We start from the raw sequence: 26,070 nt of genomic DNA, 5'->3' as shown, positions 1-26,070 counted from the left end.
TTTCCACCGGCCCAGGCAGACAATTCCATGAAAGGCGACAAGCTGGTCATTCAGCATCTCAACAAGATCCTCGGTAACGAGCTGGTAGCCATTAACCAGTACTTTCTGCACGCGCGAATGTACGAGGACTGGGGCCTCGGCAAGCTCGGCAAGCACGAGTACGACGAATCCATCGACGAGATGAAGCATGCCGACAAGCTGATCAAGCGCATCCTCTTCCTCGAAGGCCTGCCAAATCTGCAGGATCTCGGCAAGCTGCTGATCGGCGAGAACACCCGCGAGATGCTCGAGTGCGATCTCAAGCTGGAACAGGGCGGCGTACAGGATCTGAAGGTCGCGATCGCCTACTGCGAAAGCGTCGGCGACTACGGCAGCCGGGAGCTGCTGGAAGACATCCTCGAGTCCGAGGAAGAACATATCGACTGGCTGGAAACCCAGCTGGGCCTGATCGACAAGGTCGGCCTGGAGAACTACCTGCAGTCGCAAATGGACGACTGATCCACCAAGCACAGTCGCAAAACAAAACGCCCCGATCAGATCGGGGCGTTTTCGTTTCCAGCGATCTAGCTTACTGCTGCTCCGGGGCCTCCGCAGGCTGCTCGGCAGCCGACTCCTCGGCCTCGTCACCTTTGATGTCCAGCAGTTCGAGATCGAATACCAGCACCGAATTGGCCGGAATCAGCGGGCTCGGGCTCTGCTCGCCGTAGGCCAGCTCGCTCGGGATATAGAGCTTGAACTTCTCGCCGACGTGCATCAGCTGCAGGCCTTCGACCCAGCCAGGAATCACACCGCCAACCGGCAGGTCGATCGGACTGCCGCGCTTGATCGAGCTATCGAAAACGGTGCCATCGGTCAGGCTGCCTTCGTAGTGAACGGTCACTACGTCGTTCTCAGTCGGCTGACGCCCCTCGGCCGACTTGATGACTTCGTACTGCAGGCCGGATTCGGTGGTCTTCACACCCTCACGCTTGGCATTCTCTTCGAGAAACTTCTTGCCGGCCTCGACCGCCTTGGCGTTCATCTCGGCCATACGCTCTTCGGCGCGCGTCTGCAGGAACGTGAAGGCTTCCATCAGCTGCTCATCGGTGAGCTTCTGCTCCTTGTTGCCGATGGCGTCTTCGATACCCTGCGCTACAGCCTGGGAATCGAGATCATCCATGCCCTCCTGCGCAAGGCTCTTGCCCATGTTCAGGCCGATACCGTAGGACGCCTTCTGCGCCGGAGTGTCCAGTTTGACACTGGTCTGCGAATCGCAGCCGGCAAGTACCAGGCCGACCAGCGCAACCGCAGGTGCCAAACGTTGATGTCTCAGTCTCATGCTGTTTCCTTAATTACGCTGGAGGCATATCGATAACGAATGGCCGAGCTTATCAGTGCATCCGGACACTGGCTACCGCGCCTCCCGGCAACGATCGTAAAGAGATGGCAAAGAAAGGAAGCGCGTAGCATTTCTGCGCGGGGCGATGAATGAACCGGGGCAGCGATCCGGACCGCCAGAAAGCGGGCAAAAAAAAACGGCCCCTAAGGCCGTTTTCTTCGTTGCTTCAGGGCGTTCAGTATTCCCGTGAAGCGAATATGGCGCAGCGGACGGGACTCGAACCCGCGACCCCCGGCGTGACAGGCCGGTATTCTAACCGACTGAACTACCGCTGCGCTAAACCTCGAGTGGTGGGTGATGACGGGATCGAACCGCCGACCCTCTGCTTGTAAGGCAGATGCTCTCCCAGCTGAGCTAATCACCCGTTTGCTCTCGAAGTGGGGCGCATTCTAGAGAGGGTTCCGCACCTTGGCAACCCCCTTTTGAAAAAAAAATTGCAGAAGTTCCAAAGACTTAGGAAACACCCGGTTTACCAGCCGTTTTTCCCCACCTGCTGCGCATTAACCGCCGGCAGGGTTGGCCTGAACTGGCCAGGCAGGAATAATGCACCCCTTTGCTTTCCGGAGATCTACCCCGCCATGTGGTTTCGCAACCTGCTCGTATACCGTCTCACCCAGGATGTCGCGCTAGATGCGGAGACGCTCGAAGCTGCACTGGCCGCCAAACCCGCCCGCCCCTGCGCCAGCCAGGAGCTAAGCACCTATGGTTTCGTCGCGCCGTTCGGCAAGGGCGAAGACGCCCCGCTGGTGCATGTCAGCCAGGGCTTCCTGCTGATCGCCACGCGCAAAGAAGAACGCATCCTGCCCGGCAGCGTGGTCAAGGACGCGGTGAAGGAGAAGGTCGACGAGATCGAAGCCGAGCAGATGCGCAAGGTCTATAAGAAGGAGCGCGACCAGATCAAGGACGAGATCATCCAGGCCTTCCTGCCACGCGCCTTCATTCGCAAGTCCGGCACCTTCGCCGCGATCGACGCCGAGCGCGGCCTGATCCTGGTCAACTCGGCCAGCCCGAAGAAGGCGGAGGACCTGCTCTCCACGCTGCGCGAGGCGATCGGTTCGCTGCCGGTGCGCCCACTGACGGTGAAGATCGCGCCCAGCGCCACACTCACCGACTGGGTCAAGACACAGAAGGCCGCTGAGGACTTCTTCGTGCTCGACGAATGCGAACTGCGCGACACCCACGAAGATGGCGGTGTGGTGCGCTGCAAGCGCCAGGACCTGACCAGCGACGAGATCCAGCAGCATATGGAAGCCGGCAAGCAGGTCACTCAGCTGTCACTGGCCTGGCAGGACAAGCTGTCCTTCGTACTGGACGACAAGCTGATCATCAAGCGCCTGCGCTTCGAGGAGCTGCTGCAGGACCAGGCCGAACAGGATGGTGGCGACGACGCCCTCGCCCAGCAGGACGCCAGCTTCCTGCTGATGATGATGACCTTCCGCGAATTTCTGCCGGCGCTGTTCGAGGCGTTCGGCGGCGAAGAGGTTCCGCAGGGCATCTGACCCGCACGGGGCGCCGCTCGGCGCCCCCTCCCCGCCTCAGCGCAATCCGAGCTGCACCAGCAATTTCCCTCCCAGCCGATCCCCCAATGCCCAGAGCATGAAGCGTTCGATGAACTCCGGGGCATCGATGAACAGCGCGCCGCAGACCAGTACGCTGAGCAGCGAGACGACCAGGAACAGCTGCGGTATCGACAGTTTCAGCACGACCAAGAGCACGATCGCGATGATCGCCGAGGCGACCATGAACAGCGCATTGAGAATGTTGTTCGCCGCCACCACCCGCGAGCGCTCGTGCACCACACTGCGTGACTGGATCAGGGCATACAGCGGGACGATGTAAACGCCGCCGAAGATCCCCAGCCCGAGGATGTCCGCCAGTATCCACCAGGCGGAAGGCTCACCAAGCAGGGTCAGCCAGTCCACGCTGGCCGCAGGCAACGGATGCTCGCCGGCATGCCACCAAAGCAGCACCCCGCACAGGCTCAGACCGATCGCCCCGAATGGCACCAGGCCGATCTCCACGTGATGCCGGGACAGTCGTTCGCAGAGCAGCGACCCCAGCGCGATGCCCACCGAGAACAGGGTGAGGATCAGCGTGACCACGCTTTCATCGCCGCCGAGATAGTCCTTGGCAAACGCCGGGATCTGCGTCAGGTAGGTTGCGCCAAGAAACCAGAACCAGGAATTGCCCAGCATCGCCCGGGACACGGCGCGCTGCTGGCCGAAGCCCAGCCGCAGGATTCGCCATGACTGGCGCAGCACGCGCCAGTCCATATGCAATGTTGGCAAGGCGGCCGTCGCAGCGGGAATCGCGAGGCTGGCCAGATACCCGATCAAGGCGATCAGCACCACGCTGAGCGCCACCCACTCCGCATAGGCGTCGCTCGCCATCAGCACACCCGCACCGATGGTGCCGCCGAGAATGGCCAGGAACGTTCCCATCTCCACCAGTGCATTGCCGCCGACCAGTTCGTCCTCGGCCAGCTGTTGCGGCAGGATCGAATACTTGACCGGGCCGAACAGCGCCGATTGGGTCCCCATGCAGAACAGCACCAAGAGCAGCAGCGGCAGGTTGCCCAACAGCATCCCCAGGGCACCGGCCAGCATGATGAGGATCTCGGCGAACTTGATCCGACGGATCAGCACGGCCTTCTCGAAGCGTTCACCCAACTGCCCGCCCAGCGCGGAAAAGAGAAAGAACGGCAGAATGAACAGCAGAGCGCAGAGATTGATCAGCAGGCTCTTGTCGGCGGTCGTACCGAGCTTGAACAGAATCGCAAGGATCAACGCCTGCTTGAACACGTTGTCGTTGAACGCGCCGAGCAGCTGAGTGCAGAAGAACGGCAGAAAGCGGCGCTTGCCGAGCAGACGGAACTGCGAGCGTGGCGCTTGCTCGTCCCTGGCCGATGCCGATCGCGCGGCGCGTTTGGCTGACTCGCCGCTCATATCGGCAACTGCCCGAGCGCCCAGCGCAGCACGAAGAAGCTCAGCAGACCGCCGGCGATGGTCGCCAGCAGGTTGCGGCTGAGCGCGGCGATGGCGATAGCCAGCAGCCCGGCCAACAGATAGGCGTTGTCCCAGCTCAACGCCAACCGTCCGTCAGGCATCAGCATGCCGGGCACCACGATCGCGGTCAGCACCGCCACCGGCACGTAATGCAGGCCCTGCTCGATGGCGCGTGGAAAGCGCAGATTCGGCCAGGCAAAGAAGCTGTAGCGGATCACGAAGGTGATCGCCAGCATGCCGAGGATCAGCAGCCAGGTACTCATAGCGCCCCCTGCGGTCGGGCCGCGGCATCGGCCCGTCGCTCCAGCCATACGCCGATGACGATGCCCGCCAGCGCGGCGGCAATCAGCCCGAGCTTGTAGGGCAGTTCCCAGGTCAGCAGCGCGACGGCACCGGCCACCAATGCCGACGCCACCTGAGGGCGGGTACGCATCATCGGCACGGCAATGCCGATGAAGGTGGCAATCATGGCGAAGTCCAGTCCCCAGCTGGCGATATCCGGCACGGCCTGGCCAAAGGCGATCCCCACGAGCGTCGACAATTGCCAGTTGACGTACATGGTCAACGCCGCCCCGAGAAAGAACCAGTGCTTGTAGGGCGATGCGTCGTCGCGCGCATAGCGATTCTGCACCACAGCGAATGCCTCGTCCGTCAACCAGAACGCCAACGGCGCACGCCAACGGCCAGGCAGATGGCGAACGAACGGCTGCAAGGCGGCGCTGTACAAGGCGTGGCGAAGGTTCACAACGAATGTGGTGAGCAGCACTACCGCCGCGCCGACCCCACCGGTGATCAGGGTGATCGCGATGAACTGCGCGGAGCCGGCGAATACCAGCGTGGACATCCCCATCGCCTGCCAGCCCGTCAGGCCCGCCCCCACCGCCAGCGTGCCGAAAATGACGCCGAAGGGGATCGCCCCGAGAATCAGCGGCAGGATGTCACGGCAACCGTGGGCGAACTCTTGCGAGCGGGACATAGGAACTCCTTGTAGGCCTCGCGTCGACGAACCATACGCCGCACCACCGGCTGTACGGGCATGGCACGACGAAAGGCTTCGGTCGATCAGGCGGACTGTTGCGACAAAGCACCGCACGATAACCGAACTGACGGCAACAGGCGATCCAGAGCGGCGCCCGAGGTCAGTCGGCCGCGAGCCGCTGCCGGACCTGGCTCCATTCGCGGTCGGTGATGCTGTACAGCACCGTGTCGTCGAGCCGGCCGTCCGCCAGCCGGCGATGGTTGCGCAGCAGGCCTTCGCGCTGTGCGCCGAGCTTCTCGATCGCGCGCTGGGAGCGCAGATTGCTGGCCGCAGTCTTCAACTGCAGCCGGACCAGTTGCCACTCCTCGAATGCATGGCGCAACAGCAGGAACTTGATCGAGGCGTTCAAGCCGCTGCCATGCTCCGCCTGGTCGAGCCAGGTCCAGCCCAGCTCGGCGGCCGGAAGACCGCTGACGAAGTCAGCGAAGCGCGTGGTGCCGACCAGGCGCTCGGCCATCCGAATGCTGAATACCACAGCCCTGCCGTCGCGCTGCTCGGCAACGGCCTGGCGATACCAATCCGGGCGCAGCGGGCCATTCATGTAGGCCAGCTCGGCGCGGTTTCTCTCAGCCAGGGCGACCAGCTCGGGGATATCCGCGTCCACCATCGGCTCCAGACGCAGCGCTCCGCGTTGCAGGGTTACCGGAAGTGGGCTGAACATGGCGATCTCCTGTAAAGGCTTGTGGATGGCTGGCCGTTGCCGGGCAACTCCAGCAGCGCGCGTGATGCGGTAGTTAAAGGACGGCCGGCATGCCCGTGCTAGACACATGCGACCTTGGTAGCAACACCGTACACGGGCACGCCAATGCTGCGAAACTTCACGAATTCACCATACTAATGAGTCGCCAGGACTGATTAAATTCGGCGCCCGCCACGGCACGCCGATGCCGGTCCGGCACCCCCTTGCTTCTGGAGTTTGCATGACGCTGTCAGGCGGGCTGATCGCTGCGGTCGCCCTCGTCTATATGGCCATTCTGTTTGCCATCGCTTTCTATGGCGACCGCAACAACGCCTCCCTGTCACCCCGCCTCCGGCCGTGGGTCTACAGCCTGTCGCTGGCGGTGTACTGCACCAGTTGGACATTCTTCGGTGCGGTCGGCCAATCCGCCGAGCAACTGTGGGCGTTCCTACCGATCTACCTCGGCCCGATTCTGTTGCTGCTGTTCGCACCCCACGTGATCCAGAAGATGATCATGATCAGCAAGCAGGAAAACATCACCTCCATCGCCGACTTCATCGCGGCACGCTACGGCAAGTCGCAGCTGCTCGCAGTGGTCGTCACGCTGATCTGCCTGGTCGGTGTGCTGCCGTATATTGCGCTGCAGCTCAAGGGCATCGTGCTCGGGGTGAACGTGCTCAGCGGCATCAACATCGAGGCTGCAGGAACCGGCACCCGCGACACCGCGCTCATCGTCTCGATCGTCCTGGCGCTGTTCACCATTCTCTTCGGCACGCGCAACCTGGATGTCACCGAGCACCATCGAGGCATGGTCCTGGCGATCGCTTTCGAATCACTGATCAAGCTGCTGGCATTCCTGGCGGTGGGCGCCTTCGTCACCTTCGGCCTGTTCGACGGCTTCGGCGACCTGTTCAACCGCGCCCACGACGCCCCCGAACTTGCCGACTTCTGGAGCGAGAACGTCAACTGGTCAGCCATGCTGGTCCAGACCACCGTCGCGATGATGGCGATCGTCTGTCTGCCGCGGCAGTTTCACGTTTCGGTAGTGGAAAACATCGAGCCGCGCGACTTCCGCCTGGCGCGCTGGGTATTCCCGCTCTACCTGGTGCTGGCCGCCGTGTTCGTCGTGCCGATCGCGCTTGCCGGGCAAATGCTGCTGCCGGCGGGCGTCACTCCTGACTCCTTCGTGATCAGCCTGCCGCTGGCCGAACTGCATCCGTGGCTGGCGCTGCTGGCCTTCATCGGCGGCGCTTCGGCGGCGACCGGCATGGTCATCGTCGCCAGCGTGGCGCTGTCGACCATGGTCTCCAACGACATGCTGCTGCCCTGGCTGCTACGTCGACAGGAAACGGAGCGCCCGTTCGAGGCGTTCCGCCACTGGATGCTGTCGGTACGCCGCATCAGCATCGTGGTGATTCTGCTCCTGGCCTATGTCAGCTACCGACTGCTCGGCTCAACCGCCTCGCTGGCTACCATCGGCCAGATCGCATTCGCCGCTATCACCCAGCTGGCGCCGGCGATGGTCGGCGCACTGTACTGGAAACAGGCCAACCGCCGAGGCGTGTTCGCCGGCCTGACCGCCGGTGCGGCAATCTGGTTCTATACGCTGATCCTGCCCCTGCTGGGCTGGCCGCTGGACATGTTCCCCGGGCTGAGCTGGATGTACAACGGCGGCCTGGGCTTCGGCCTCAGCGGCCTGACCCTTGGCGTGACACTTTCGCTGGTGGGCAATGCGACGCTGTTCTTCTGGGTGTCGATCCTGAGTCAGACACATGTCGCCGAACACTGGCAGGCAAGCCGCTTCATCGGCCAGGAAATCGCCTCGCCGACTGGCGGCCGCCGTCTGCTTGCCGTACGGGTCGAAGACCTGCTGATGCTCGCCTCCCGCTTCGTCGGCGCCGAGCGGGCCGAACAGAGCTTCCATCGCTTCGCCCGCCGCCATGGCCAAGACTTCTCGCCCAAGCTGCAGGCCGACGGCCAATGGATCGCACATACCGAGCGCCTGCTGGCCGGCGTGCTCGGTGCTTCTTCCACCCGTGCAGTGGTCAAGGCCGCCCTCGAAGGCCGCGATATGCAGGTCGATGACGTGGTGCGCATCGTCGGCGAGGCCTCGGAAGTGCTGCAGTTCAACCGGGCCCTGCTGCAAGGGGCGATCGAGAATATCACCCAGGGCATCAGCGTGGTCGACCAGTCGCTGCGCCTGGTGGCCTGGAACCACCGCTATCTCGAACTGTTCGAGTACCCGGACGGGCTGGTCTACATCGGCCGACCGATCGCCGACATCATCCGCTACAACGCCGAACGCGGCCTGTGCGGCCCCGGCGATCCCGATACCCACGTGGCCAAGCGCCTGTACTGGATGCGCCAGGGCCGCGCTCACACCTCGGAGCGGCTGTTCCCCAACGGTCGCGTAGTCGAGCTGATCGGCAACCCGATGCCTGGCGGGGGCTTCGTCATGAGCTTCAGCGACATCACCGCCTACCGCGAGGCCGAACGCGCGCTGAAAGACGCCAACGAGGGGCTCGAGCAGCGCGTCAGCGAGCGCACCCAGGAGCTGTCGCAGCTCAACCAGGCACTGATCGAAGCCAAGAGCACCGCCGAAGCCGCCAACCAGTCGAAGACCCGCTTCCTCGCTGCGGTCAGCCATGACCTGATGCAGCCACTCAATGCGGCCCGGCTGTTCTCCGCGGCGCTGTCGCACCAGCAGAGCGCATTGCCCAAGGAGGCGCAGGAGCTGATCCAGCACCTGGACAGCTCGCTGCGTTCGGCCGAGGACCTGATCACCGACCTGCTGGACATCTCACGCCTGGAAAGCGGCCGAGTCACTCCGGATCGCAATCCGTTCCCGCTGGCGACGCTGTTCGACACGCTGAGCACCGAATTCACGGCGCTCGCCCGCGAGCAAGGCATCACCCTGCGAGTGCACGGCAGCAAGCTGCGCGTGGACAGTGACATACGCCTGCTGCGACGGGTGCTGCAGAACTTCCTGACCAATGCGTTCCGCTACGCCAAGGGTCGCGTGGTGCTGGGCGTACGCCGGCAGGGATCGTCGCTGCGGCTGGAAGTCTGGGACCGCGGCCCGGGCATTCCACAGGACAAGCTGAAAGTGATCTTCGAGGAGTTCAAACGGCTGGACAGCCATCAGACGCGTGCCGAGAAGGGCCTGGGACTTGGGCTGGCAATCGCCGACGGCCTGTGTCACGTGCTCGGCCATCCGCTGGAGGTCCGTTCCTGGCCCGGCAAGGGCAGCGTGTTCAGCGTCACCGTCCCGATCGCGCGTGCGGTCAGCCAGCCCCGCCCAGCAGTCAAGCGCGGCGAGCCGCAGCTCAGCGCACTGACCGGCACCCAGGTGCTGTGCATCGATAACGAGGACAGTATCCTGGTCGGCATGAACAGCCTGCTCACGCGCTGGGGCTGCCAGGTCTGGACCGCCCGCAACCGCACCGACTGCGAGGCGCTGCTGGCCGAGGACATCCGCCCGCAGCTGGTGCTGGTGGACTACCACCTGGACGAAGGCCAGACCGGTACCGAACTGATGGCCTGGCTGCGCACTCGTCTTGGCGAGCCGATACCTGGCGTGGTGATCAGCGCTGACGGCCGCCCGGAGCTGGTGGCGGCAATCCATGCCAGCGGCCTGGATTATCTGGCCAAGCCGGTCAAACCCGCTGCGTTGCGTGCACTGATGAGCCGCCACCTGACCCTGCGCTGAGCGCATCGGGTCCGTGGGCGCCAGACCACCTGCCGCGCCACGAGCCCTCTGCCGCACGGCCGGTTACACTGCTGGCAATCTGCTGACAGCGCCGCTAGGTGAGCGATGACAATCGAGCTATTTCTGAATCTCGCCATGGCCCTGGCCGTCGGCTTGCTGATCGGTACCGAACGCAGCTGGAGTGGCCGGGAGAGTCCCGGCCAGGAGCTGGTCGCCGGCATCCGCACCTTTGGCCTGGCCGGTCTGTTCGGCGGGCTCGCCGCAATCAGCATCAGCCATTTAGGCGCAATCGCCTGGGTCGCCATGTTCTGCATGCTGGCGCTGCTGGTGATCGCCGGCTACGTGATCGATGCCCGGCGCAGCGGCGATCACGGCATGACTACCGAGGTCGCCCTGTTGCTGACTTTCGTCCTCGGCAGCCTGGCCGTGGCGGAAAGCCGTCAGCTGGCAGCGGCCTGTGCGATCGTCGTGGCCCTGCTGCTCAGCCTCAAGGCGCGCCTGCACCAGGCGCTCAGGCGCCTCAGCGAAGCCGAGCTGGGCGGCGCCCTGAAGATGCTGTTCATCTCCGTCGTCCTGTTGCCGACGCTGCCCAATCAGGGCTATGGCCCCTGGCAAGCGCTCAATCCCTACACGACCTGGATGATGGTCGTGCTGATCGCCGGTATCGGCTTCGCCGCGTACGTCGCTATTCGTGTCCTCGGGACTCGTCATGGCCTGCTGGTGACCGCCCTGCTTGGCGGTATCGTCTCCTCCACGGCCATGACCATCACGCTGGCCCGGCTTGACGCACCGAAGCTGCGCGCCGCTCTGGCGGCCGGCCTGCTGGCGACCTCAGCGCTGATGTTTCCGCGCGTGCTGCTGGAGGTGGGGCTGGTCAATCCGCTGCTGCTGTCCGGTCTGACGCTGCCGCTGGCGTGTGCTGGTGCCATCTACGCCGTCGGCGCGCTCTTCTACTATCTGCGCGCCGCGCGAACAGCCGATGACAATCCCGAACCGCTGCTCAGAAACCCGTTCGAGCTGGGCCCGGCCCTGCGCTTTGCCGCCCTGCTCGTGCTGATTCTTCTGCTGGTGGAAGGCGCCCGGCGCTGGCTGGGCGACGCCGGCATCTACCTGGTTTCGCTGCTGGCGGGCCTGACCGATGTCGATGCGATTACCCTGTCGCTGGCCAGCAAGGCGCGCGACGGACTGAGCCACGAGGTAGCGGCGCGTGGCATCGTGTTTGCGGCGCTGAGCAATAGCCTGGTCAAGGCCATGCTGATCGCGGTGATAGGCGGCCGCGAGCTGGCCGTGCGCACGCTGCCGATCATGTTCGCTGGCCTGCTGACAGCGCTTGCGGTGTTACTGCTGGGCTGAGCCAGACGACGCTCAGTCGCCCGCCTCGCCAAACGCTTCGGCGCCGGCCCGCTCCAGCCAGTCGCCCGGCAGGCGCTTGCTGGCCCTAGCCCCAAGCGCCTTGAGTTGCTCGGCGCGCCCTACCAGATTGCCGCGCCCATCACTGAGCTTGGTGCGCGCTGCCAGGTAGGCGCGATCGAGCTGCTGCAACCGGCTGCCGATTTCGTCGAGGTCCTGAATGAAGGCGACGAACTTGTCGTACAGTGCCCCGGCCTTCTCGGCGATCTCGCGCGCGTTCTGGCTCTGCCGCTCTTGCCGCCAGAGGCTGTCGATGACTCGCAGGGTGGCCAGCAGCGTGGTCGGGCTGACGATTACCACATGCCGACCATAGGCCTCCTGAAACAGCTCCGGGTCGGCCTGCAAGGCCGCCGCGAACGCAGCTTCGATCGGAACGAACAGCAATACGAAGTCCAGACTGTGCAGCCCATCCAGACGCTGGTAATCCTTCACCGACAGCCCTTTCAAATGGCTGCGCAGCGATTGCACATGCTGCTTCAGCGCCAAGGCACGACTGTTATCGTCTTCGGCACAGGTCAGCGCCTGATAGGCGGTCAGGCTGACCTTCGCATCCACCACCACCTGCTTGTCACCGGGCAAGCGAATCAGCACGTCCGGCTGAAAGCGCTCGCCATCGGGACTCTTCAGACTGACCTGCGTCTGGTACTCGCGGCCCTTCTCCAGCCCTGCATGTTCCAGCACTCGCTCCAGCACCAGTTCACCCCAGTTGCCCTGGGTTTTCTGGCCCTGCAGCGCGCGCGTCAGGTTGGTCGCTTCATCGCCCAGCCGCTGGTTCAGCTGCTGCAAACGTTCCAGCTCGCGGGCCAGGGAAAAGCGCTCGCGCGCCTCGTTCTGATAGCTTTCCTCGACGCGTTTCTCGAACGTCTGGATGCGCTCTTTCAACGGCTCCAGCAGCTGCCCCAGCCTCTCGTGACTGGACTCGCTGAAGCGCTGTTCGCGCTCGTCGAAGATTTTGCCGGCGAGCTCGGCGAACTGTGCGCGCAGCTCGTCACGGGCAGCCTGAAGATCAGCGAGACGCTGCTGATGCGAGTTCTGCTGTTCGCGCAGTTCGGCATCCAGGGCGGCATGGGCCGCGCTCAGGCGTCGCAGCTCGCCCTGCTGCGCGTCACGTTCGGCCTGCAGGTCGGCGATACTTTCGAGATCCTCGTCACGCTGGGCTCGCAGCAACTCGATCTCACGACGCAACGCCGCCAGCTCGGCATGCTGTGCTGATCGAATGCCGTTCAACTCGGCAAGCTCGCCCCTGCAGCCGTCGAGCTGAGCCGCCAGACCTTGCTCGGCGAGCACCGCCTGACGGAGGCGCTCATCGAGGGCTGCCTGCTCGGCGCGACCAGCAGCCAGGCGCCGCTGGAGGGACAGACAGAGCCCGGCCAGGGCGATCAGGCCGAGCGCCAGGCCAACCAATAGATGAAGGGGATCGAACGACATGAGAGGCTCCGGCGAAATGCCGGGCAGTATAACCAGCCGCAGGAGGCCGGTCAGGCGAGCCGGTCAGCCCTTGACGCGCTGAAGGAAGCGCAGGGCTTCCTGAGACCCCTGAGCCGCAGCCTGTTCGAGCCACTGCCGTGCTTTGGCGGGCTCAGCGTGCTCGGCCTGACTGTACAACCGGCCAAGCTCCAGCTGCGCCTGGCAGTCTCCGGCGCGAGCCGCCTGACGCAGCAGCTCCAGGCCGATCCGGCGGTCACGCTGGCCATCGCACTCGCAACACAGCAAGCGACCAAGGCGACTCTGTGCTTCGACCACACCCTCGCGCGCCGGCTGTTTGAGCAGCCGGCCGGCAATCCGCTTGACCCCTTGCTTGCTGCCCAGCCGCTGGCTGTCGAGCAGCCAGAGCGCCATACGCAGCGGCAGACGCGACGGGGAAGCGGAAGGGATCTGACTAGCGGAAACAGAAGTACGCGGTCTCATGCACATCAAGGGCTGGATGGATAAGGCCGCGCACTCTACTCCTTTTTCGACAGAGTTAAAGTCTTGTCAAAAGCGAAAAAATTAGATCCATATCACACACCTTAGTAATCCACAGAAGCTGTGGATAACTCGGTGGACAAACAGCAGACAAATCTCTCGATCCCGCGTCTCATGGGGGCTGCGGTTAAACTGACGCTTTTTTCACCAATGAAAAAATTGCTTATTTTTCAATTGGTTATTAACGATCTATGGATTCCAGGCGTTTGCGACAGTTTGTCATAAGCGCTTGACAGACGGCTTTCCCAAATGTGCACAAGTTCAGCGCACCGGACGCAAAGCGGCTTGCCACAAGGGTTGCAGCGCTACAGGAACGAACTTTTTCGTAATCTTGGTGTCCTGCGGTGCACCTCGCCGGCGCACGGTCGCCACGGCCGTTCTACGGCTATGCTGTAGCCCTCGCTTTATGGATGCAGCCATGACCAAACCGTGGAGAACCGTTTTACTACTGTGCGTCGGGCTGCTCGCCTTGCTCCTGGTGCTCGCCGCGTTCGCCTGGCATCAGTGGCAGGGGTTCAAACACGAACAGGGCATCGAGCAGCTGGACTGGCAAGGGCTGCGGCTCTCATCCAGCGGTATCTCGGCAAAACGCGTGCGCTACATCCAAGCGCCGGAAAACGGCCCCAGCCTGGCTACCGAGGCCACCAACATCACACTGGATTTAGCCAGCTTTTTTCACCCATTACCGCCTCGTTCGCTGCATATCGAACAGCTTGAGCTGGACATCCGCTCATTTACCTCCGCCGGCGATAGCGAGCCGCCAGCAACGAATCTCGAGCAGTACGAACGATGGGCCGCCTGGCTCCCGCAGCGATTAACCATAGCGGATCTGCGGGTCAGCCTACCCTGCGCCAAGGGGCGCTGCGACGAACGGGGGGCACTGCGGTTCGAGCGGAAGGGCGAATCGTTGCTGCCGCTGGCTGGCCGCCTCGACCTCCGGCGCAACGAACATAGGCTTTCAATGATCATCGATGCACAGAGCGCTGGGCCAGGGAACAGCCTCATTCTGGCCACACTGGCTATCGACGACCAACCACGACTGGAAGCCCGCAACCGGCTGCAGCACTCAGGCGAGACGCTGCAATGGGACGGCACCCTTTCCATGGGCAACCTACCGGAGGCACCCTGGCTCCTGGATTGGCTCGGCGAGTGGACGGCCACCCCAACCGCCGCCCTGCCAGATATGCCAACCGACATGCGCATCGGTGCGGGCTGGGCACTGGCCCTGGCGCAGACCGTCGGCGGCACCTACGACTGGTCGAACGCAGCCGGCGAGCTGCGCCTCTCTGCGCACATCCCGGCCGCCTGGCCGATCGTAGGCCTCGGGGAGCTGCAGGGCGACCTCGACCTGGCCGCTCGAGGGCAGGATGGACTGTGGTTGCCCACCGAACTGAAAGCCAACCTACAACTGCGTCCAGCGTCCACCCTGCTGACGGACGTGCCGGCCGCGCTACGCCCAAGCCAGCTGAATATCAGCGTCGAGCCAATTGCCACTCAGGTGACGCGAGGGCAGCTACCCGTGCAACTTCGACTGGACGCCCAGGGCGGCGCACCGTCCAGCCTGCAGGCGCGCATGCGACTGGCGACCTCCCCCCCGTATTCGCTGGACATCGAGCAGGCCCGCCTACAGACACGCAGTACGCGGCTGCAGCTGGACGCCCTGACGCTGCAGAACCTCGACGCCACTCTGGATTTCTCTGGTCGTGCCGACCTCCAGAAGGTCGAGCTGCAGCTGCAGAAATCATCCCAAGCCAAGCTGGCCCGCCTCGCCACGGGCGAGGTCGTCGCCAGTCAGTTGAGCGCGACGCTGCCACGCACACTGGCTCTGAAGATCGAGCGCAACCTTGAGCAACCAACCGCCTGGCGTGCCGAAGGGCCGCTGGAGCTGCGCCTGAGTCGTCTCGAACACCCGCTGCTGCTCGCCCAGGGCTGGCGCTGGAGCGGCCAACTGAAAGCCGACAGTACCGCATTGGACGCCAATGGCTCCGTGAGCAACGATGCCGGACTGACAATGGCGGTTAACCTCGAGCAGCGCTGGAACGGACCCTTGCAGGTCGGCGGCAAGCTGCAGAAAATTTTCCTGCGCGCCGGCAACCCGATCGCCGGCAGCCTGGTCACATGGCCGGCGTCGCTTGAGCTCAGCAGTGGTCGCCTGTCGGGCGACGGCAAGCTGACACTGCCCGCTGGCAATGGCAAACCAACTGCAAACCTGACGCTCGAAGCGCGAGGCCTGGCCGGCATCTTCGACCGCAGCGAGATTTCCGGACTCGATGCACGCCTGACCGCCCAACTGCGGCGCGACCGCCTACGACTGGACGTCAGCGAACTACGGCTGGTCGAGCTCAACCCCGGCTTCACCTTCGGCCCGTTGCTGTTGCGCGGGCATTACGAGGCCGCGATCGACCAGCCGGCAAAGGGACGCCTGACCTGGCAGATCGCAGAAACCCAGATTCTCGGTGGGCGCTTCTGGTTGCCGGCCGGCGCCCTTGACCTTGCGGCACCACAGCAACGGCTCAGCGCCCGGCTCGAGGGCGTACAACTAGGCGACGTGCTCGCCGCCTATCCGACCGAAGGCCTCAGCGGCAGCGGTGTGATCGACGGCAGCTTCGACGTGCAGCGCAGCGCAGAAGGGCTGAGCGTGCGGGATGGCAAGCTCGCCGCGCGTGCGCCTGGCGGCGTGTTGCGCTTTCGCTCGCCGAAGATCGAAGCCCTCGGCCAGGCGAACCCGGCCATGAAGATCGTCACCGAAGCCCTGCACGATTTTCACTATGATCTGCTCACCAGCGACGTTCGCTATGATGAGAACGGCAAGCTGAACCTCGGGCTGCGCCTGAACGGCCACAACCCGGCCCTGGAAGGCGGTCGGCCGATCAACTTCTCGATCAATCTGGAAGAGGACATTCCGGCGCTGTTGACCAGCTTGCAGCTAAGCGACCGGGTAAGCGAGACCATTCAACGACGGGTGCAGGAACGCCTCAGGCAAGGCAATGCAGACCCGCAATAGACACAGGAGAAACCGCCATGCGGTTGCGCCATACGCTGACCATTGTGCTGCTGGGTCTCTTCGCCAGCGCCTGTACACCGCGGGTGGAACTGGCCGTGCCGAACGAGCCAATCAATATCAACCTGAACGTGAAGATCGAGCACGAGATTTATATCCGCGTGGACAAGCAGCTCGACTCGATCATCAACCAAGACAGCGGACTGTTCTGAGGACGACCATGAAAGCCTATCTGAAACTGACCAGCCTGCTCCTGGCGCTCCTGCTGGCCCTGCCCGCCGCGGCCATGACCCTCAACGAAGCTATGTCCGCCCTGGGCGAAGCCAAGGCCAGTGGCGTGCTCGGTGAGAAGCCCGACGGCTACCTGGGCGTGGTGCGCTCCAGCCAGAACGCCGAGGACATCGCCAGCCAGATCAACCAGGCGCGCCGCGCCGAGTATCACCGCGTCGCCAAGCAGAACGGCATCAGCGTCAGCGACGTCGAAGCCATCGCCGGCAAGAAGGCCATCGAAAAGACGCCGCCCGGCCAGATCATCCAGCTCAACGGCAACTGGGTCCGCAAGTGACCTCAGACGATGGCCGGGCCTGCCTGGCCATCGCTCCCACCGCCCATCGACGCCTACAGCAGCGTCAGGCTGTGTGCCCTGACCACCAGCGACTTCTGCCGAAACCTGCACTCCAGATCGACGCGATACTGCGCCCACCAGTCCCGGTCCAGCTCATCGACCATCACTTCGTAGACCACCGTCTCGTCTCGCACCGCGTGCTCGCCGTCCTCCAGCCAGTAGCCATTAGCCGGCGCACGGCTGTAGGTGGTCAAACCGCCGAAGCGCTCGATCAGCTCCTCGCTCACGGTGCGAAAAAGCGACCTCGGCAACGCCTGCTGATCGTTGTCGTAAAGCGGCAACAGCAACTGGACAAGGAACATACGCGACCTCGGCGAGGAAAGTGGGAGCAAGCTTTCGACCCCGCACTGCCGGAGATGACGCCCGGCCGGCAGTCAGAACAACCCCAGCTGCCCGTCGATCAACGAGGCGAAATCGTCGCCGACAAAGGGCAGGATCGCGTCGGCCACCGGCTGCAGCTGGCGCGTCACGTAGTGGTCGTAATCGACGGCAGAGGCGCGCGCCTCCAGCGGCTCAGGCCCGGCAACGGTAATCAGGTAGCTGATCCAGCCGCCGTTCTGGTACTGCCGCGGCCGACCAAGACGATCATTGCACTCGTCGGCCAGGCGCGCCGCCCGCACATGCGGCGGCACGTTGCGCTGGTAGTCGTCCAGCCGGCGGCGCAGGCGCTTGCGGTAGACCAGCAGCTCGTCGAACTCGCCAGCCAGGGTTCGGCGCACATACTCACGCACGTAATCCTGGTGCGGCTGACGGTGGAAGATGCGCAGGTACAGCTCCTGCTGAAAGCGCTGCGCCAGCGGCGACCAGTCCGTGCGCACGGTTTCCAGCCCCTTGAATACCATCCCGTCGCTGCCATCCGCGCGCGTGACCAGGCCGGCATAACGCTTCTTGCTACCCTCCTCGGCGCCGCGGATAGTCGGCATCAGGAAGCGCCGGAAGTGCGTTTCGTACTGCAGCTCCAAGGCACTGCTCAGGCCATACTCGTCACGCAGATGCCCACGCCACCAGTCGTTGATCCGCCGTACCAGGTCGCGACCGATGCGTTCGGCCGCCACATCCGAATGCGCTCGGCCCAGCCAGACGAACGTCGAGTCGGTGTCGCCGTAGATCACCACGTGACCCTCGGCCTCGATCAGTTCCCGCGTGCGGCGCATGATCTCGTGGCCACGCAGGGTGATCGACGATGCCAGCCGCGAGTCGAAGAAGCGACAACCACTGGAGCCGAGCACGCCGTAGAAGGCATTCATGATGATCTTCAGCGCCTGTGACAACGGTTTGTTGTGCTCGCGCTTCGCCGCCTCGCGCCCTTCCCAGACGCGCTCGACGATGGCTGGCAGGCAGTGCCGGGTGCGCGAGAAGCGCGCCCCGCGAAAGCCTGCGACCGATGCCTCGTCGGTCGGCTGGCGCAGCCCCTCGATCAGCCCCACGGGGTCGATGAGGAAGGTGCGAATGATCGATGGGTACAGGCTCTTGTAGTCCAGCACCAGCACCGATTCGTATAGCCCCGGCTGCGAGTCCATGACGAAACCGCCCGGGCTCGCCTCGCCCTGGCGCTCGCCCAGGTTAGGCGCAACGAAGCCCTGCCGGTGCATCAACGGCAGATAAAGATGCTCGAACGCCGCCACCGAACCGCCGCTGCGGTCTGCCGCAAGGCCGGTGACAGTGGCTCGCTCGAGGAGAAAGGTCAGCAGCTCGGTATGGGCGAAGATGCGCGTCACCAGCTCGCAATCCTTGAGGTTGTAGCGGGCCAGCGCCGGCTTGTCCTCGGCGAACATACGGTCGATCTCCGCCATGCGCTGGTAGGGGTTGTCGATCGCCTTGCCCTCCCCCAGCAAGGTCTGGGCGACATTCTCCAGACTGAACGAGGGGAAGCTCCAGGTCGCCGAACGCAGCGCCTCGATACCGTCGATGATCAGCCGGCCCTCGGCCGCGGCGAAGAAGTGATTACTGCGTGCGCCATGCTCGCGCCATTCCATCGTCGCCCCGGCGCGCCCCAGGCGCAGCGGCACCTGCAAGCGCTGCGCATGTTCATGCAGTACCCGCAGGTCGAACTGCACCAGATTCCAGCCGATGATCGCGTCCGGGTCGTGTTCGGCGAACCAGGTGTTCAGCCGTTCCAGCAGTTGCCCTCGGCTTTCGCAGTACTCCAGAGAAAAATCGACGGCCGAAGCATCGCCGTTTTCCGGGCCGAGCATATAGACCTGACGCTGGCCGCAGCCTTCCAGGGCAATAGAATACAGATCGCCACGGGCCGTGGTCTCGATGTCCAGCGAGACCAGCCTGAGCCTCGGACGATAGTCCGCCGCGGGTTTGAGCTGCACGGGTGAGGCGTCATCGCGATCGGCGCCATCCTCGAAACACACCGGTGCGGTGATGAAGCGCTCCATGAGGTAACGCTCGGGCGGCCTGATATCCGCCTCGTAGACATCCACACCGACATCGCGCAGCCGCCGCGCGCAGTCCATCAGTCGGCGATGCGACCGGCAGTACAGCCCCATGACCGGGCGATGATGGAAGTCGTGCAGGTCGAGCGGCCGCAGCTCGACGTCAGGCTCCTGTCGCAGCACGGACTCGACGAAGGCGCACCGCTCCTGCGCAAAGAAGGCAACCGAATGCCGGTGCGGCACGCACACCCGCCGCGCCCCGCTGTCGGTCGCGAGCCAGAAACTCACCTCGGTACCCGCAGGCGTCTCTCGCCAGTGGCGGGTCAGGATAAAACCCTGCTGCAACTGCGACATCAGCCTCCCCGGCACCTGAATGAACAGCAAGCCCGTCCTCTCCCGGGCAGGTCGTATCGCATACCGATGCACCGCACGGTAAACGCCAACCCAAAAGCAAAAACCCCCGCACTCTCGCGAGTACAGGGGTTCAGGCTACATGTAATGGCGGAGAGATAGGGATTTGAAGGCTATGACCATAATTCCTAGTCCGCTTGAGGCCGCTGAAATCGGAAGTTCTTACCGTTAAAAATGGGCTACGACGGCCTAGAAAGGCCGGCGTTTTGTCCTAAATTTGTCCTAGAATTTCAGCCGTCCGCGCATCAACCTCACTGCAACGGCGAGCGGGTTGTCACTACTTCACCAGCGACTACATGCGCATCACGCTGGTGTTCAACGCCATGATGGAACGCTTCTCGTACTTGGAGCACCCCGACCAGGTCAAGCTGAAAACCTGCCCTGGCTGCATGATGCGTGGCTTGCGACGGTTAAGACACGGCGACGCGGTTAACATTTGATCGAGTGGTATAGGCAGTCGTTCATTCACCGCGGCGATAGGTCTCAGTTACGGTCTTGACGAGCGCGCAAAATCTACCAAACCAGCCGGCTACGCTTGATGCACGCGTCAAGGCGAAGGCGAAACTGCTCTGGATTATCACTGATATGTGTCTGCCTGTCGCGTTGACCGCACAACATCTGATCTGGGCACTGGCGCAGCCGCATGGCTGCAGATGTAAGTGACCTAGGTCTAACAGTGTGATATCAATTTGCCTCTCAGGACATGACCATGACTTCCAATGCTAGACGATTTTGCCCTTCTTTTGCTGGAGTCCCCTTGGTGGACACCTAAAAGCAACCCTACCCGCGCTTCATCCCTGCCCTTCTTTCAGGGGCTGGAGCGCCTGCATGATTACTTCAATATTTATTATTCGACTTTCTACGACACCAGAAGCTTCGAGGTCGCCCTCTCGCAGGATCTGATTCATACCCAAGAAAAACGCCAGATTCTATATATAGGTGCCCATGGCAGTAAGAGCGGCATTGCCAATGGGCGCGCTAGCACACTGCTGGAAAAGGTGGCGCTTCACGGTGACAAAATAGAAGGGGTCATCGTCAGCAGTTGCTTAGTCGGCTCGCGGGAATCCAACCTATGGGCGCCCATCCTTATCAATAAGACTCGATGGGTATTTGCCTACCGCCATGAAGTCGGTTGGCTTGATTCGTTACTTATCGAACTTGCAGTGCTGGAAACCTTGGCGCTCGCCGAAAAGGGCTATGCCGATGATCGAGATACCCTTCTGGACACATTTTCGGCTGCCTTGGGCAAATTCAATCCGCAAATGCCACTGGGAACCGCCGGCGAGCCGCTGACCGATTGTGTATGCCTGATGCAACGCGCCAAGCACAAGCGCAATCCGGAAAACCTGACATCAGCTCTGATTGACCTTGCTTGGAGTGATCAATGACATTCGGGCCAATTCCTGTTGTGCTGGCCACCAGCGGCCATCGCGATTTACTGGATACAGAAATCCCCTCGATTCGCAAGGCGCTGCATACCGAGTTCACAACACTACGTAAGCAATATCCTGGCACACGCTTTCAATTAATGAACGGCCTTGCCGAGGGGGCCGATTGGCTAATCGCCGAAGAAGCGCTGGAACATGGCTTTGAGCTGATAGCCATATTGCCCATGCCCCAAGCAGCATACGAACAGGATTTCTCTACACCCGAAACACTTGCAAGATTTCGACTGCTGCTGAGCAAGGCTACCGAAATTCAAGTAGCGCCCCTGCCAAGGTTTCTCGCTCGCGACTCATCACGTGATGCGCGCTACCGAGCTTTGGGAATGTACCTAGCGCAGCAAGCACAGCGTCTCTATGCTCTGTGGGACGGTAGCACAGAAAATTCCTTGCCTGGCGGAACCGCAGATGTTGTGAGGCTTTGTCGTGAAGGCATCGAGAACGGAGAAAATCCGCTGGCACAGCCGGAAACATGTCAGGTTCGGCATCTGCGCTGCAATAGACGAAAGAACCCACTGGCTTATACGGCCGAAGAGGCCAGCAGTTGGGCCCCCACAATCACAGATATCGCTATCGGCACACGAAAGTGCTGGAATGAAATATTCCAATCCATAGAAGATTTCAACCAAGCAGCAATAAAGATTCAACAAGCAGCTCCAGACGAGATAGTCAAAAGCCACCAGTGGTTGACTGGTAAGACAAACTACCCTTCTGTCATAGAATCCAGCTTACAGACATTCGCCATTGCCGATGCTCTATCCCGTAGCAAGCAAAAGCAACGCACCACCACCCTATGGCTGCTCAGTTCGCTTGTTTTCCTGTCTATTTTTTTCCAGCAACTGCATCTGGGACCAGACACGCAATGGTACTGGCTGACCTTACATATCGGTTTTGGCCTAATTGCTTTCGCCAGCCACCGAGCATTTTTCAGCGGGACAAGAAATAGCGAAGTCCAATATATGGACTGGCGCGCGCTGGCGGAGGGGTTACGCGTACAAATCTGTTGGAAGGCGGCTGGTATAGACGAGTGCGCCAGCAAATATTACCTGAGCAGCCAAAACGATGAGCTCGGCTGGATTCGTTATGCCATTCAAAATAGCACTAGAACTGGGAGTACCTCCCTGGCCAGCTCAGATTTTCCATGGGTAAAAGAGCGCTGGCTGGAAGATCAAAAAATTTACTTTTTGAGGGGGGGAAGTAGCGCACCAAAAAAACAGCAGAAACTTGCAAAGCGTATGCTGTATAGCCGTATCCTGTTCTTTTCAGGCGGCGCCACTACCCTACTACTTTTGCTCAAGTCATTCACTAGCTTGTCAATTCAACTCTTGCCATGGCTCACATTCTTCGCAGCGATCCTTTTCGTGCTGTCGGCGATCTTCAGAAACCATTCGGACCTAATGGCCTATGAAGAAGATGCCAATAGATATAAAAAAATGGGAAATCTATTCGACCGCGCAATCATCGTGCTCAGTCAGCATATTGAAGCAGGAAACACTGAGTCAGCCAGAAGCGTTCTGAAGCTCATAGGCAAAGAAGCTCTCGCCGAGAATGGCGAATGGCTACTTTTACATCGCCAACGTAAATTTGAAATCCCAAATTAACCGAATGAATACCACAGCAGAAATTAAAGACGTTTTCATCAGCTACCGAAGAAGCAGTGGCGCAACCGTTGCGCGGCTTCTGTGCGATGTCCTAACACAGCGCAACATAAGCATATTTTTTGATAAAGAAAGCTTAGGCGAGGGTAATTTCGATGATGCCATTGAACACAACCTACACGCCGCACGAAATTTCATCTTAATAGTTTCCCCCGGCCTCTTTGATCGGGGCAAAAATGCTAATGGCCAGTACGACCCCCTGCTATCCGACGCAGACTGGGTATATCGCGAAATACGCATCGCGTTGGCAAGCGGAAAACCGATAATCCCTATCTTTGTTAATGGCGAGCAAGGTTTCCCTGCAATTCTCCCTCCCGGCATCGAAGATATATGCAGAAGGGACGCTCTAACTTTTGGCCACGATCACTTTGAGCCCGAACTTTCAAAACTACTCAGTCGAATAACAACAAACAAAGACCAACTAATTGAAAGCTATATAAGAAACTTAAGGCACATCTCTACGGAAGAGCAGAGCAAAACACTCATAGGCCTTTTCGAAAGCTTAGGCGGAGAAAAGGCAACAGAAGAAATAATAGCCTTTTTATCCAGCAAGCTCAGAATTTTATTTAACAGCCAGACCAAAAGCCTGCCTATCATTGACGCGATAGCTGAGTCGCTCAGCCTCGGCCTACTCAAGAATATATGCAAGGACCTTCATATTGACAACACTGGAGATGCATCGTACATCAAAAGCAACATGGGCAACTGGATCCTAAACAAAGAATACCGAGAGTTTTCTGAGGAAACTGAAGAGCGAGACCGTATCAACGAAATAATAGACGCTTTTTCAAAAACTTATAAAAGCCACGAAAAAAGAGCTAAGGCCATATCCATGGCAGAGAACGAATTGCAGCTTGACCTTGAGAATCGCCGCAGCAGTTTCGACATTTTCTTTGAGATATTTGATTATTTTAGCGTTGAAGAGTTTTTTGAAAAAACATCCAACCGAATTTCGGAAGATGAAATAAAATCCGTCGCATTCCATTTGTTATCGGATGACAAGGGCAGAAAGAATGACCTAATTTCACGCATAGTCGATTATGCCAACTACGAATACGACCTTGAGCTGCTCGAATAATCCATGAGTTCACCAGTCTCCTACCTCGACCAAGCCAAAATCGCCCTGATGCACCTGCTAGATCTGCTGATAACCGGCGGGCTGGACGAGCGATTCACTCGGGCCAATCCCAAGCTGCCTCATTCATTGGTGCGGCTAACGCTGGGTTGGCTGTTTCCGATGCTCGATTTCGTGATGACCGGCGACCGCCTGATGCGCTCGCGGCACCAAGAGTTCATTAACACCATCCTGGCTAACGATCTTAGCGTGAAGGAACTTAATCTGGCTGATGGTGCACTGCGTGACCAGCAGGTCTCATTCGACCCACAGATTTTGCCGGCCTTTTTGCTGATTGCCGAGCGCTTGCAGCCGGGGTTCTGCGAGGAGGCTTATAGCTGTCTGGACGATCTGATCCAGGCAGCCGTGGCCTGGGATGGTGACAAGACGCCGCAGGACATGGATAGGGCTGAGCAGGTGCTGGAACCTATTCGCAAGCACTTTGAGCTTGAATCCGAACCGGGCTCCGGCCACTCTGCAATGGCGCCCGGCGAAGCCTTGAAGGAATTGGAAAGTCTGGTTGGCCTGGAGGGCGTGAAGCGCGAGGTGCGCAATAGCATCAACTTCGCCCGCTACATCCTCAACCGCAAAATGAATGGCCTGCCGGTTCCGCCCGTTTCCATGCACATGGTGTTCACCGGCAATCCAGGCACAGGCAAAACTACCGTAGCCCGGCTGGTCGCCGATATCTACCGCGACATCGGCCTGCTGCGCAAAGGCCATCTGGTGGAAACTGATCGCTCAGGGATGATCGGGCAGTACCTTGGCCAGACGCCCGGACTCGTTCGTGAAGTCGTTGAAAGCGCCTTCGGTGGCGTGCTTTTCATCGATGAAGCCTACGCACTGGTTAAAAGCGCTCACGAAACCGATTACGGGCACGAGGCGGTCGCCACCCTGCTCAAGTTGATGGAAGACCACCGCGACGACCTCATAGTTATAGTGGCCGGATATACCGAGGAAATGCAGACGTTCATTGACTCGAACCCCGGTTTGAAGTCGCGCTTTACCCGTTACATCCAATTCGACGACTACGAACCTGACGACCTGCTGCAAGTATTCCGTCGTCTTTGCGACAGAAACGAACTGCGTTTTCGTGCCGAGGCCTGGCATAAGAGCAGGCAGACCATAAAGAATCGCTGGGAATCGCGCGGCGCTCATTACGGCAATGCACGCGAAATAAGGACATTCTTCGAGGAGGTGATGCAAGCCCATGCCAATCGCCTTTCGCAAATAGAAAAGCCCAGCCGCGACCAACTCCGCACCCTCACGCTTGAGGACATTCCCGGATGAACCGCGAGCTACTTAAAACCAGCCTGCGGCATACGCACGCCTATATCGATGCTTATGGCGTCGATCTGCTGCAGGATGTGGAGATGCTCTTCCGGCAAGCTCTGGAACAGCACGAAGACATAGATGAAACGGATGACGGCGACGAGCAAAGCGATCTCTCCGTCAACTTCGAGAGTGTAGCCGAACCTGTTGCGGCGGAGGCGCGCCGTGATGCACCAAGTCCTGAAAGTGAACCAGTGCACAACCATGAGCAGACACCACCCGAGCCAATACTCGTACCGGTTGCGCGGTGGCATTTCCAACTGCCGGCGATCGTAGCGGCCTTGGCAGTCACCGTTTTTCTTTTGCGAGGTTGGCTGTCATGAGTCGTCGTCATCATCGTTCCGTCTATGGTAAAGCCTATACGGTGGTGGATATCTGGCATGCCATACGCGCCACCTTCGGTTGCTGGCTGGCCCTGCTGATCAGCCTATGCTTGATCGGCACATTATTAATCCTGCTCTTGCTAAGCGATTTCAGACCAGCACTCTGGGTCGGTATCTGGTGTTGCGGCAGCGTGGTTGCGGCCAGCGTATTTGGCTGGCGAGTCTGGCAGGCCCAGTCAGCCGGCATACGCATCGACCCGTCATCCGCGACGCTGAGTTTCAGCGCTGACGATCTGGAAAACAGCCTGCACGACATCCTCAGTCTGCGGCGCTTCTTCGACCACGCCCAACGCATCCAGATAGCCGTCGACGATATACAGCGGCTAGACAACGATACACAGCGGGTGGGACAGGGGCGCAGCCGGCGCAGACGTTATGGCCTGAATCTGTCTGGTGACTTCGGCTCCTACCAACTGATGTTCAGTCACAAGCAGAAGCGCGATGAGTGTCGGGCTTTGCTCGTGCAAGTCATCCGGCGCGTCAAGGGCAAGGCCCCGTCGCTTGACCCCAATATCGCTTTTCCCGAGTAACGCCT

At 61.0% G+C, this 26,070-nt stretch carries 23 protein-coding genes and 2 tRNA genes; 14 read left to right on the top strand and 11 right to left on the bottom strand.

The features are described 5' to 3' along the window. Positions 1-27: 27 nt before the first annotated feature. Positions 28-498, top strand: a complete 471-nt coding sequence (bfr, locus tag ACX1DW_RS02370) for a bacterioferritin (protein WP_011913876.1) — start codon at positions 28-30, stop codon at positions 496-498. A gap of 70 nt (positions 499-568) precedes the next feature. On the opposite strand, the gene ACX1DW_RS02365 is transcribed toward bfr, so the two are convergent. The 3 genes from ACX1DW_RS02365 to ACX1DW_RS02355 all read right to left on the bottom strand — a co-directional run bounded on the left by ACX1DW_RS02365 (position 569) and on the right by ACX1DW_RS02355 (position 1,742). After that, the gene (locus tag ACX1DW_RS02365) at positions 569-1,318 is read right to left on the bottom strand and encodes an FKBP-type peptidyl-prolyl cis-trans isomerase (protein ID WP_063539994.1); all 750 of its coding nucleotides are present in this window, start codon (positions 1,316-1,318) and stop codon (positions 569-571) included. Between the two features lie 258 nt (positions 1,319-1,576). After that, positions 1,577-1,653, bottom strand: a tRNA-Asp gene (locus tag ACX1DW_RS02360). Between the two features lie 13 nt (positions 1,654-1,666). Then, positions 1,667-1,742 (bottom strand) — tRNA-Val (locus ACX1DW_RS02355). A 214-nt stretch (positions 1,743-1,956) separates the two neighbouring features. Between ACX1DW_RS02355 and rdgC the strand changes: the two genes are divergently transcribed. Continuing rightward, positions 1,957-2,877, top strand: a complete 921-nt coding sequence (gene rdgC, locus ACX1DW_RS02350; protein WP_102840075.1) for a recombination-associated protein RdgC — start codon at positions 1,957-1,959, stop codon at positions 2,875-2,877. 36 nt (positions 2,878-2,913) lie between these two features. Here the strand turns inward: rdgC and ACX1DW_RS02345 are convergent, their stop codons facing one another. From ACX1DW_RS02345 to ACX1DW_RS02330, 4 genes are all read right to left on the bottom strand, one after another. Continuing rightward, positions 2,914-4,323: an MFS transporter gene (locus tag ACX1DW_RS02345; protein ID WP_458992693.1), complete on the bottom strand. Its 1,410-nt coding sequence runs from the start codon at positions 4,321-4,323 to the stop codon at positions 2,914-2,916. Next, positions 4,320-4,646: an AzlD domain-containing protein gene (locus ACX1DW_RS02340; protein WP_458992692.1), complete on the bottom strand. Its 327-nt coding sequence runs from the start codon at positions 4,644-4,646 to the stop codon at positions 4,320-4,322. Before ACX1DW_RS02340 ends, ACX1DW_RS02345 begins: the two co-directional genes overlap by 4 nt. Then, the gene (locus ACX1DW_RS02335) at positions 4,643-5,359 is read right to left on the bottom strand and encodes an AzlC family ABC transporter permease (protein ID WP_063539998.1); all 717 of its coding nucleotides are present in this window, start codon (positions 5,357-5,359) and stop codon (positions 4,643-4,645) included. The genes ACX1DW_RS02340 and ACX1DW_RS02335 overlap by 4 nt, the downstream gene beginning before the upstream one ends. Before the next feature lie 163 nt (positions 5,360-5,522). Then, positions 5,523-6,083, bottom strand: a complete 561-nt coding sequence (locus ACX1DW_RS02330) for a GNAT family N-acetyltransferase (RefSeq protein ID WP_063539999.1) — start codon at positions 6,081-6,083, stop codon at positions 5,523-5,525. 259 nt (positions 6,084-6,342) lie between these two features. Here ACX1DW_RS02330 and ACX1DW_RS02325 point away from each other — a divergent pair, with 259 nt between their 5' ends. Together ACX1DW_RS02325 and ACX1DW_RS02320 are read left to right on the top strand one after the other, a co-directional pair. Further along, complete coding sequence (locus tag ACX1DW_RS02325; RefSeq protein WP_253751002.1) at positions 6,343-9,810, top strand: hybrid sensor histidine kinase/response regulator; 3,468 nt, start codon at positions 6,343-6,345, stop codon at positions 9,808-9,810. A gap of 105 nt (positions 9,811-9,915) precedes the next feature. After that, entirely contained in the window at positions 9,916-11,163 is a 1,248-nt protein-coding gene (locus ACX1DW_RS02320; protein WP_458992691.1) for an MgtC/SapB family protein, read from the top strand. A gap of 12 nt (positions 11,164-11,175) precedes the next feature. Here the strand turns inward: ACX1DW_RS02320 and ACX1DW_RS02315 are convergent, their stop codons facing one another. Both ACX1DW_RS02315 and ACX1DW_RS02310 read right to left on the bottom strand, forming a co-directional pair. Beyond that, complete coding sequence (locus ACX1DW_RS02315) at positions 11,176-12,648, bottom strand: DNA recombination protein RmuC (protein WP_458992690.1); 1,473 nt, start codon at positions 12,646-12,648, stop codon at positions 11,176-11,178. A 63-nt stretch (positions 12,649-12,711) separates the two neighbouring features. Beyond that, positions 12,712-13,059: a tetratricopeptide repeat protein gene (locus ACX1DW_RS02310; RefSeq protein ID WP_063540003.1), complete on the bottom strand. Its 348-nt coding sequence runs from the start codon at positions 13,057-13,059 to the stop codon at positions 12,712-12,714. 544 nt (positions 13,060-13,603) lie between these two features. Here ACX1DW_RS02310 and ACX1DW_RS02305 point away from each other — a divergent pair. From ACX1DW_RS02305 to ACX1DW_RS02295, 3 genes are read left to right on the top strand one after another with little or no spacing between them, the layout of a single operon-like run. Continuing rightward, positions 13,604-16,189 carry an intermembrane phospholipid transport protein YdbH family protein gene (locus ACX1DW_RS02305; RefSeq protein ID WP_458992689.1) on the top strand — a complete coding sequence of 862 codons (2,586 nt, stop codon included), beginning with the start codon at positions 13,604-13,606 and terminating at the stop codon, positions 16,187-16,189. Positions 16,190-16,206: 17 nt separating this feature from the next. After that, positions 16,207-16,398: a YnbE family lipoprotein gene (locus ACX1DW_RS02300; RefSeq protein ID WP_013983382.1), complete on the top strand. Its 192-nt coding sequence runs from the start codon at positions 16,207-16,209 to the stop codon at positions 16,396-16,398. An 8-nt stretch (positions 16,399-16,406) separates the two neighbouring features. Continuing rightward, entirely contained in the window at positions 16,407-16,751 is a 345-nt protein-coding gene (locus tag ACX1DW_RS02295) for a YdbL family probable chaperone protein (RefSeq protein WP_063540005.1), read from the top strand. A gap of 53 nt (positions 16,752-16,804) precedes the next feature. Here the strand turns inward: ACX1DW_RS02295 and ACX1DW_RS02290 are convergent, their stop codons facing one another. Together ACX1DW_RS02290 and ACX1DW_RS02285 are read right to left on the bottom strand one after the other, a co-directional pair. After that, positions 16,805-17,113, bottom strand: coding sequence for a hypothetical protein (locus tag ACX1DW_RS02290; protein ID WP_458992688.1), 309 nt, complete (start codon positions 17,111-17,113; stop codon positions 16,805-16,807). A 72-nt stretch (positions 17,114-17,185) separates the two neighbouring features. Continuing rightward, positions 17,186-19,549, bottom strand: a complete 2,364-nt coding sequence (locus ACX1DW_RS02285) for a DNA polymerase II (RefSeq protein WP_458992687.1) — start codon at positions 19,547-19,549, stop codon at positions 17,186-17,188. 353 nt (positions 19,550-19,902) lie between these two features. Here ACX1DW_RS02285 and ACX1DW_RS02280 point away from each other — a divergent pair, with 353 nt between their 5' ends. From ACX1DW_RS02280 to ACX1DW_RS02250, 7 genes are all read left to right on the top strand, one after another. Continuing rightward, complete coding sequence (locus tag ACX1DW_RS02280; RefSeq protein ID WP_313285306.1) at positions 19,903-20,046, top strand: hypothetical protein; 144 nt, start codon at positions 19,903-19,905, stop codon at positions 20,044-20,046. A 279-nt stretch (positions 20,047-20,325) separates the two neighbouring features. Beyond that, complete coding sequence (locus ACX1DW_RS02275; RefSeq protein ID WP_458992686.1) at positions 20,326-20,994, top strand: hypothetical protein; 669 nt, start codon at positions 20,326-20,328, stop codon at positions 20,992-20,994. Then, a complete protein-coding gene (locus ACX1DW_RS02270) occupies positions 20,991-22,649 on the top strand; it encodes a hypothetical protein (protein ID WP_458992685.1) in 1,659 nt (552 codons plus the stop codon). Before ACX1DW_RS02275 ends, ACX1DW_RS02270 begins: the two co-directional genes overlap by 4 nt. 4 nt (positions 22,650-22,653) lie before the next feature. Continuing rightward, on the top strand, positions 22,654-23,784 hold the full coding sequence (locus ACX1DW_RS02265; protein ID WP_458992684.1) for a toll/interleukin-1 receptor domain-containing protein: 1,131 nt from the start codon (positions 22,654-22,656) through the stop codon (positions 23,782-23,784). Positions 23,785-23,787: 3 nt separating this feature from the next. Further along, positions 23,788-25,110, top strand: a complete 1,323-nt coding sequence (locus ACX1DW_RS02260; protein WP_458992683.1) for an AAA family ATPase — start codon at positions 23,788-23,790, stop codon at positions 25,108-25,110. Then, entirely contained in the window at positions 25,107-25,475 is a 369-nt protein-coding gene (locus tag ACX1DW_RS02255) for a hypothetical protein (RefSeq protein WP_458992682.1), read from the top strand. Before ACX1DW_RS02260 ends, ACX1DW_RS02255 begins: the two co-directional genes overlap by 4 nt. Next, a complete protein-coding gene (locus tag ACX1DW_RS02250) occupies positions 25,472-26,065 on the top strand; it encodes a hypothetical protein (protein ID WP_058064864.1) in 594 nt (197 codons plus the stop codon). Before ACX1DW_RS02255 ends, ACX1DW_RS02250 begins: the two co-directional genes overlap by 4 nt. Positions 26,066-26,070: the final 5 nt, after the last annotated feature.

The sequence above is a fragment of the Stutzerimonas sp. KH-1 genome, from assembly GCF_054483855.1.
This window is presented reverse-complemented; position numbering and strand designations above follow the sequence as displayed.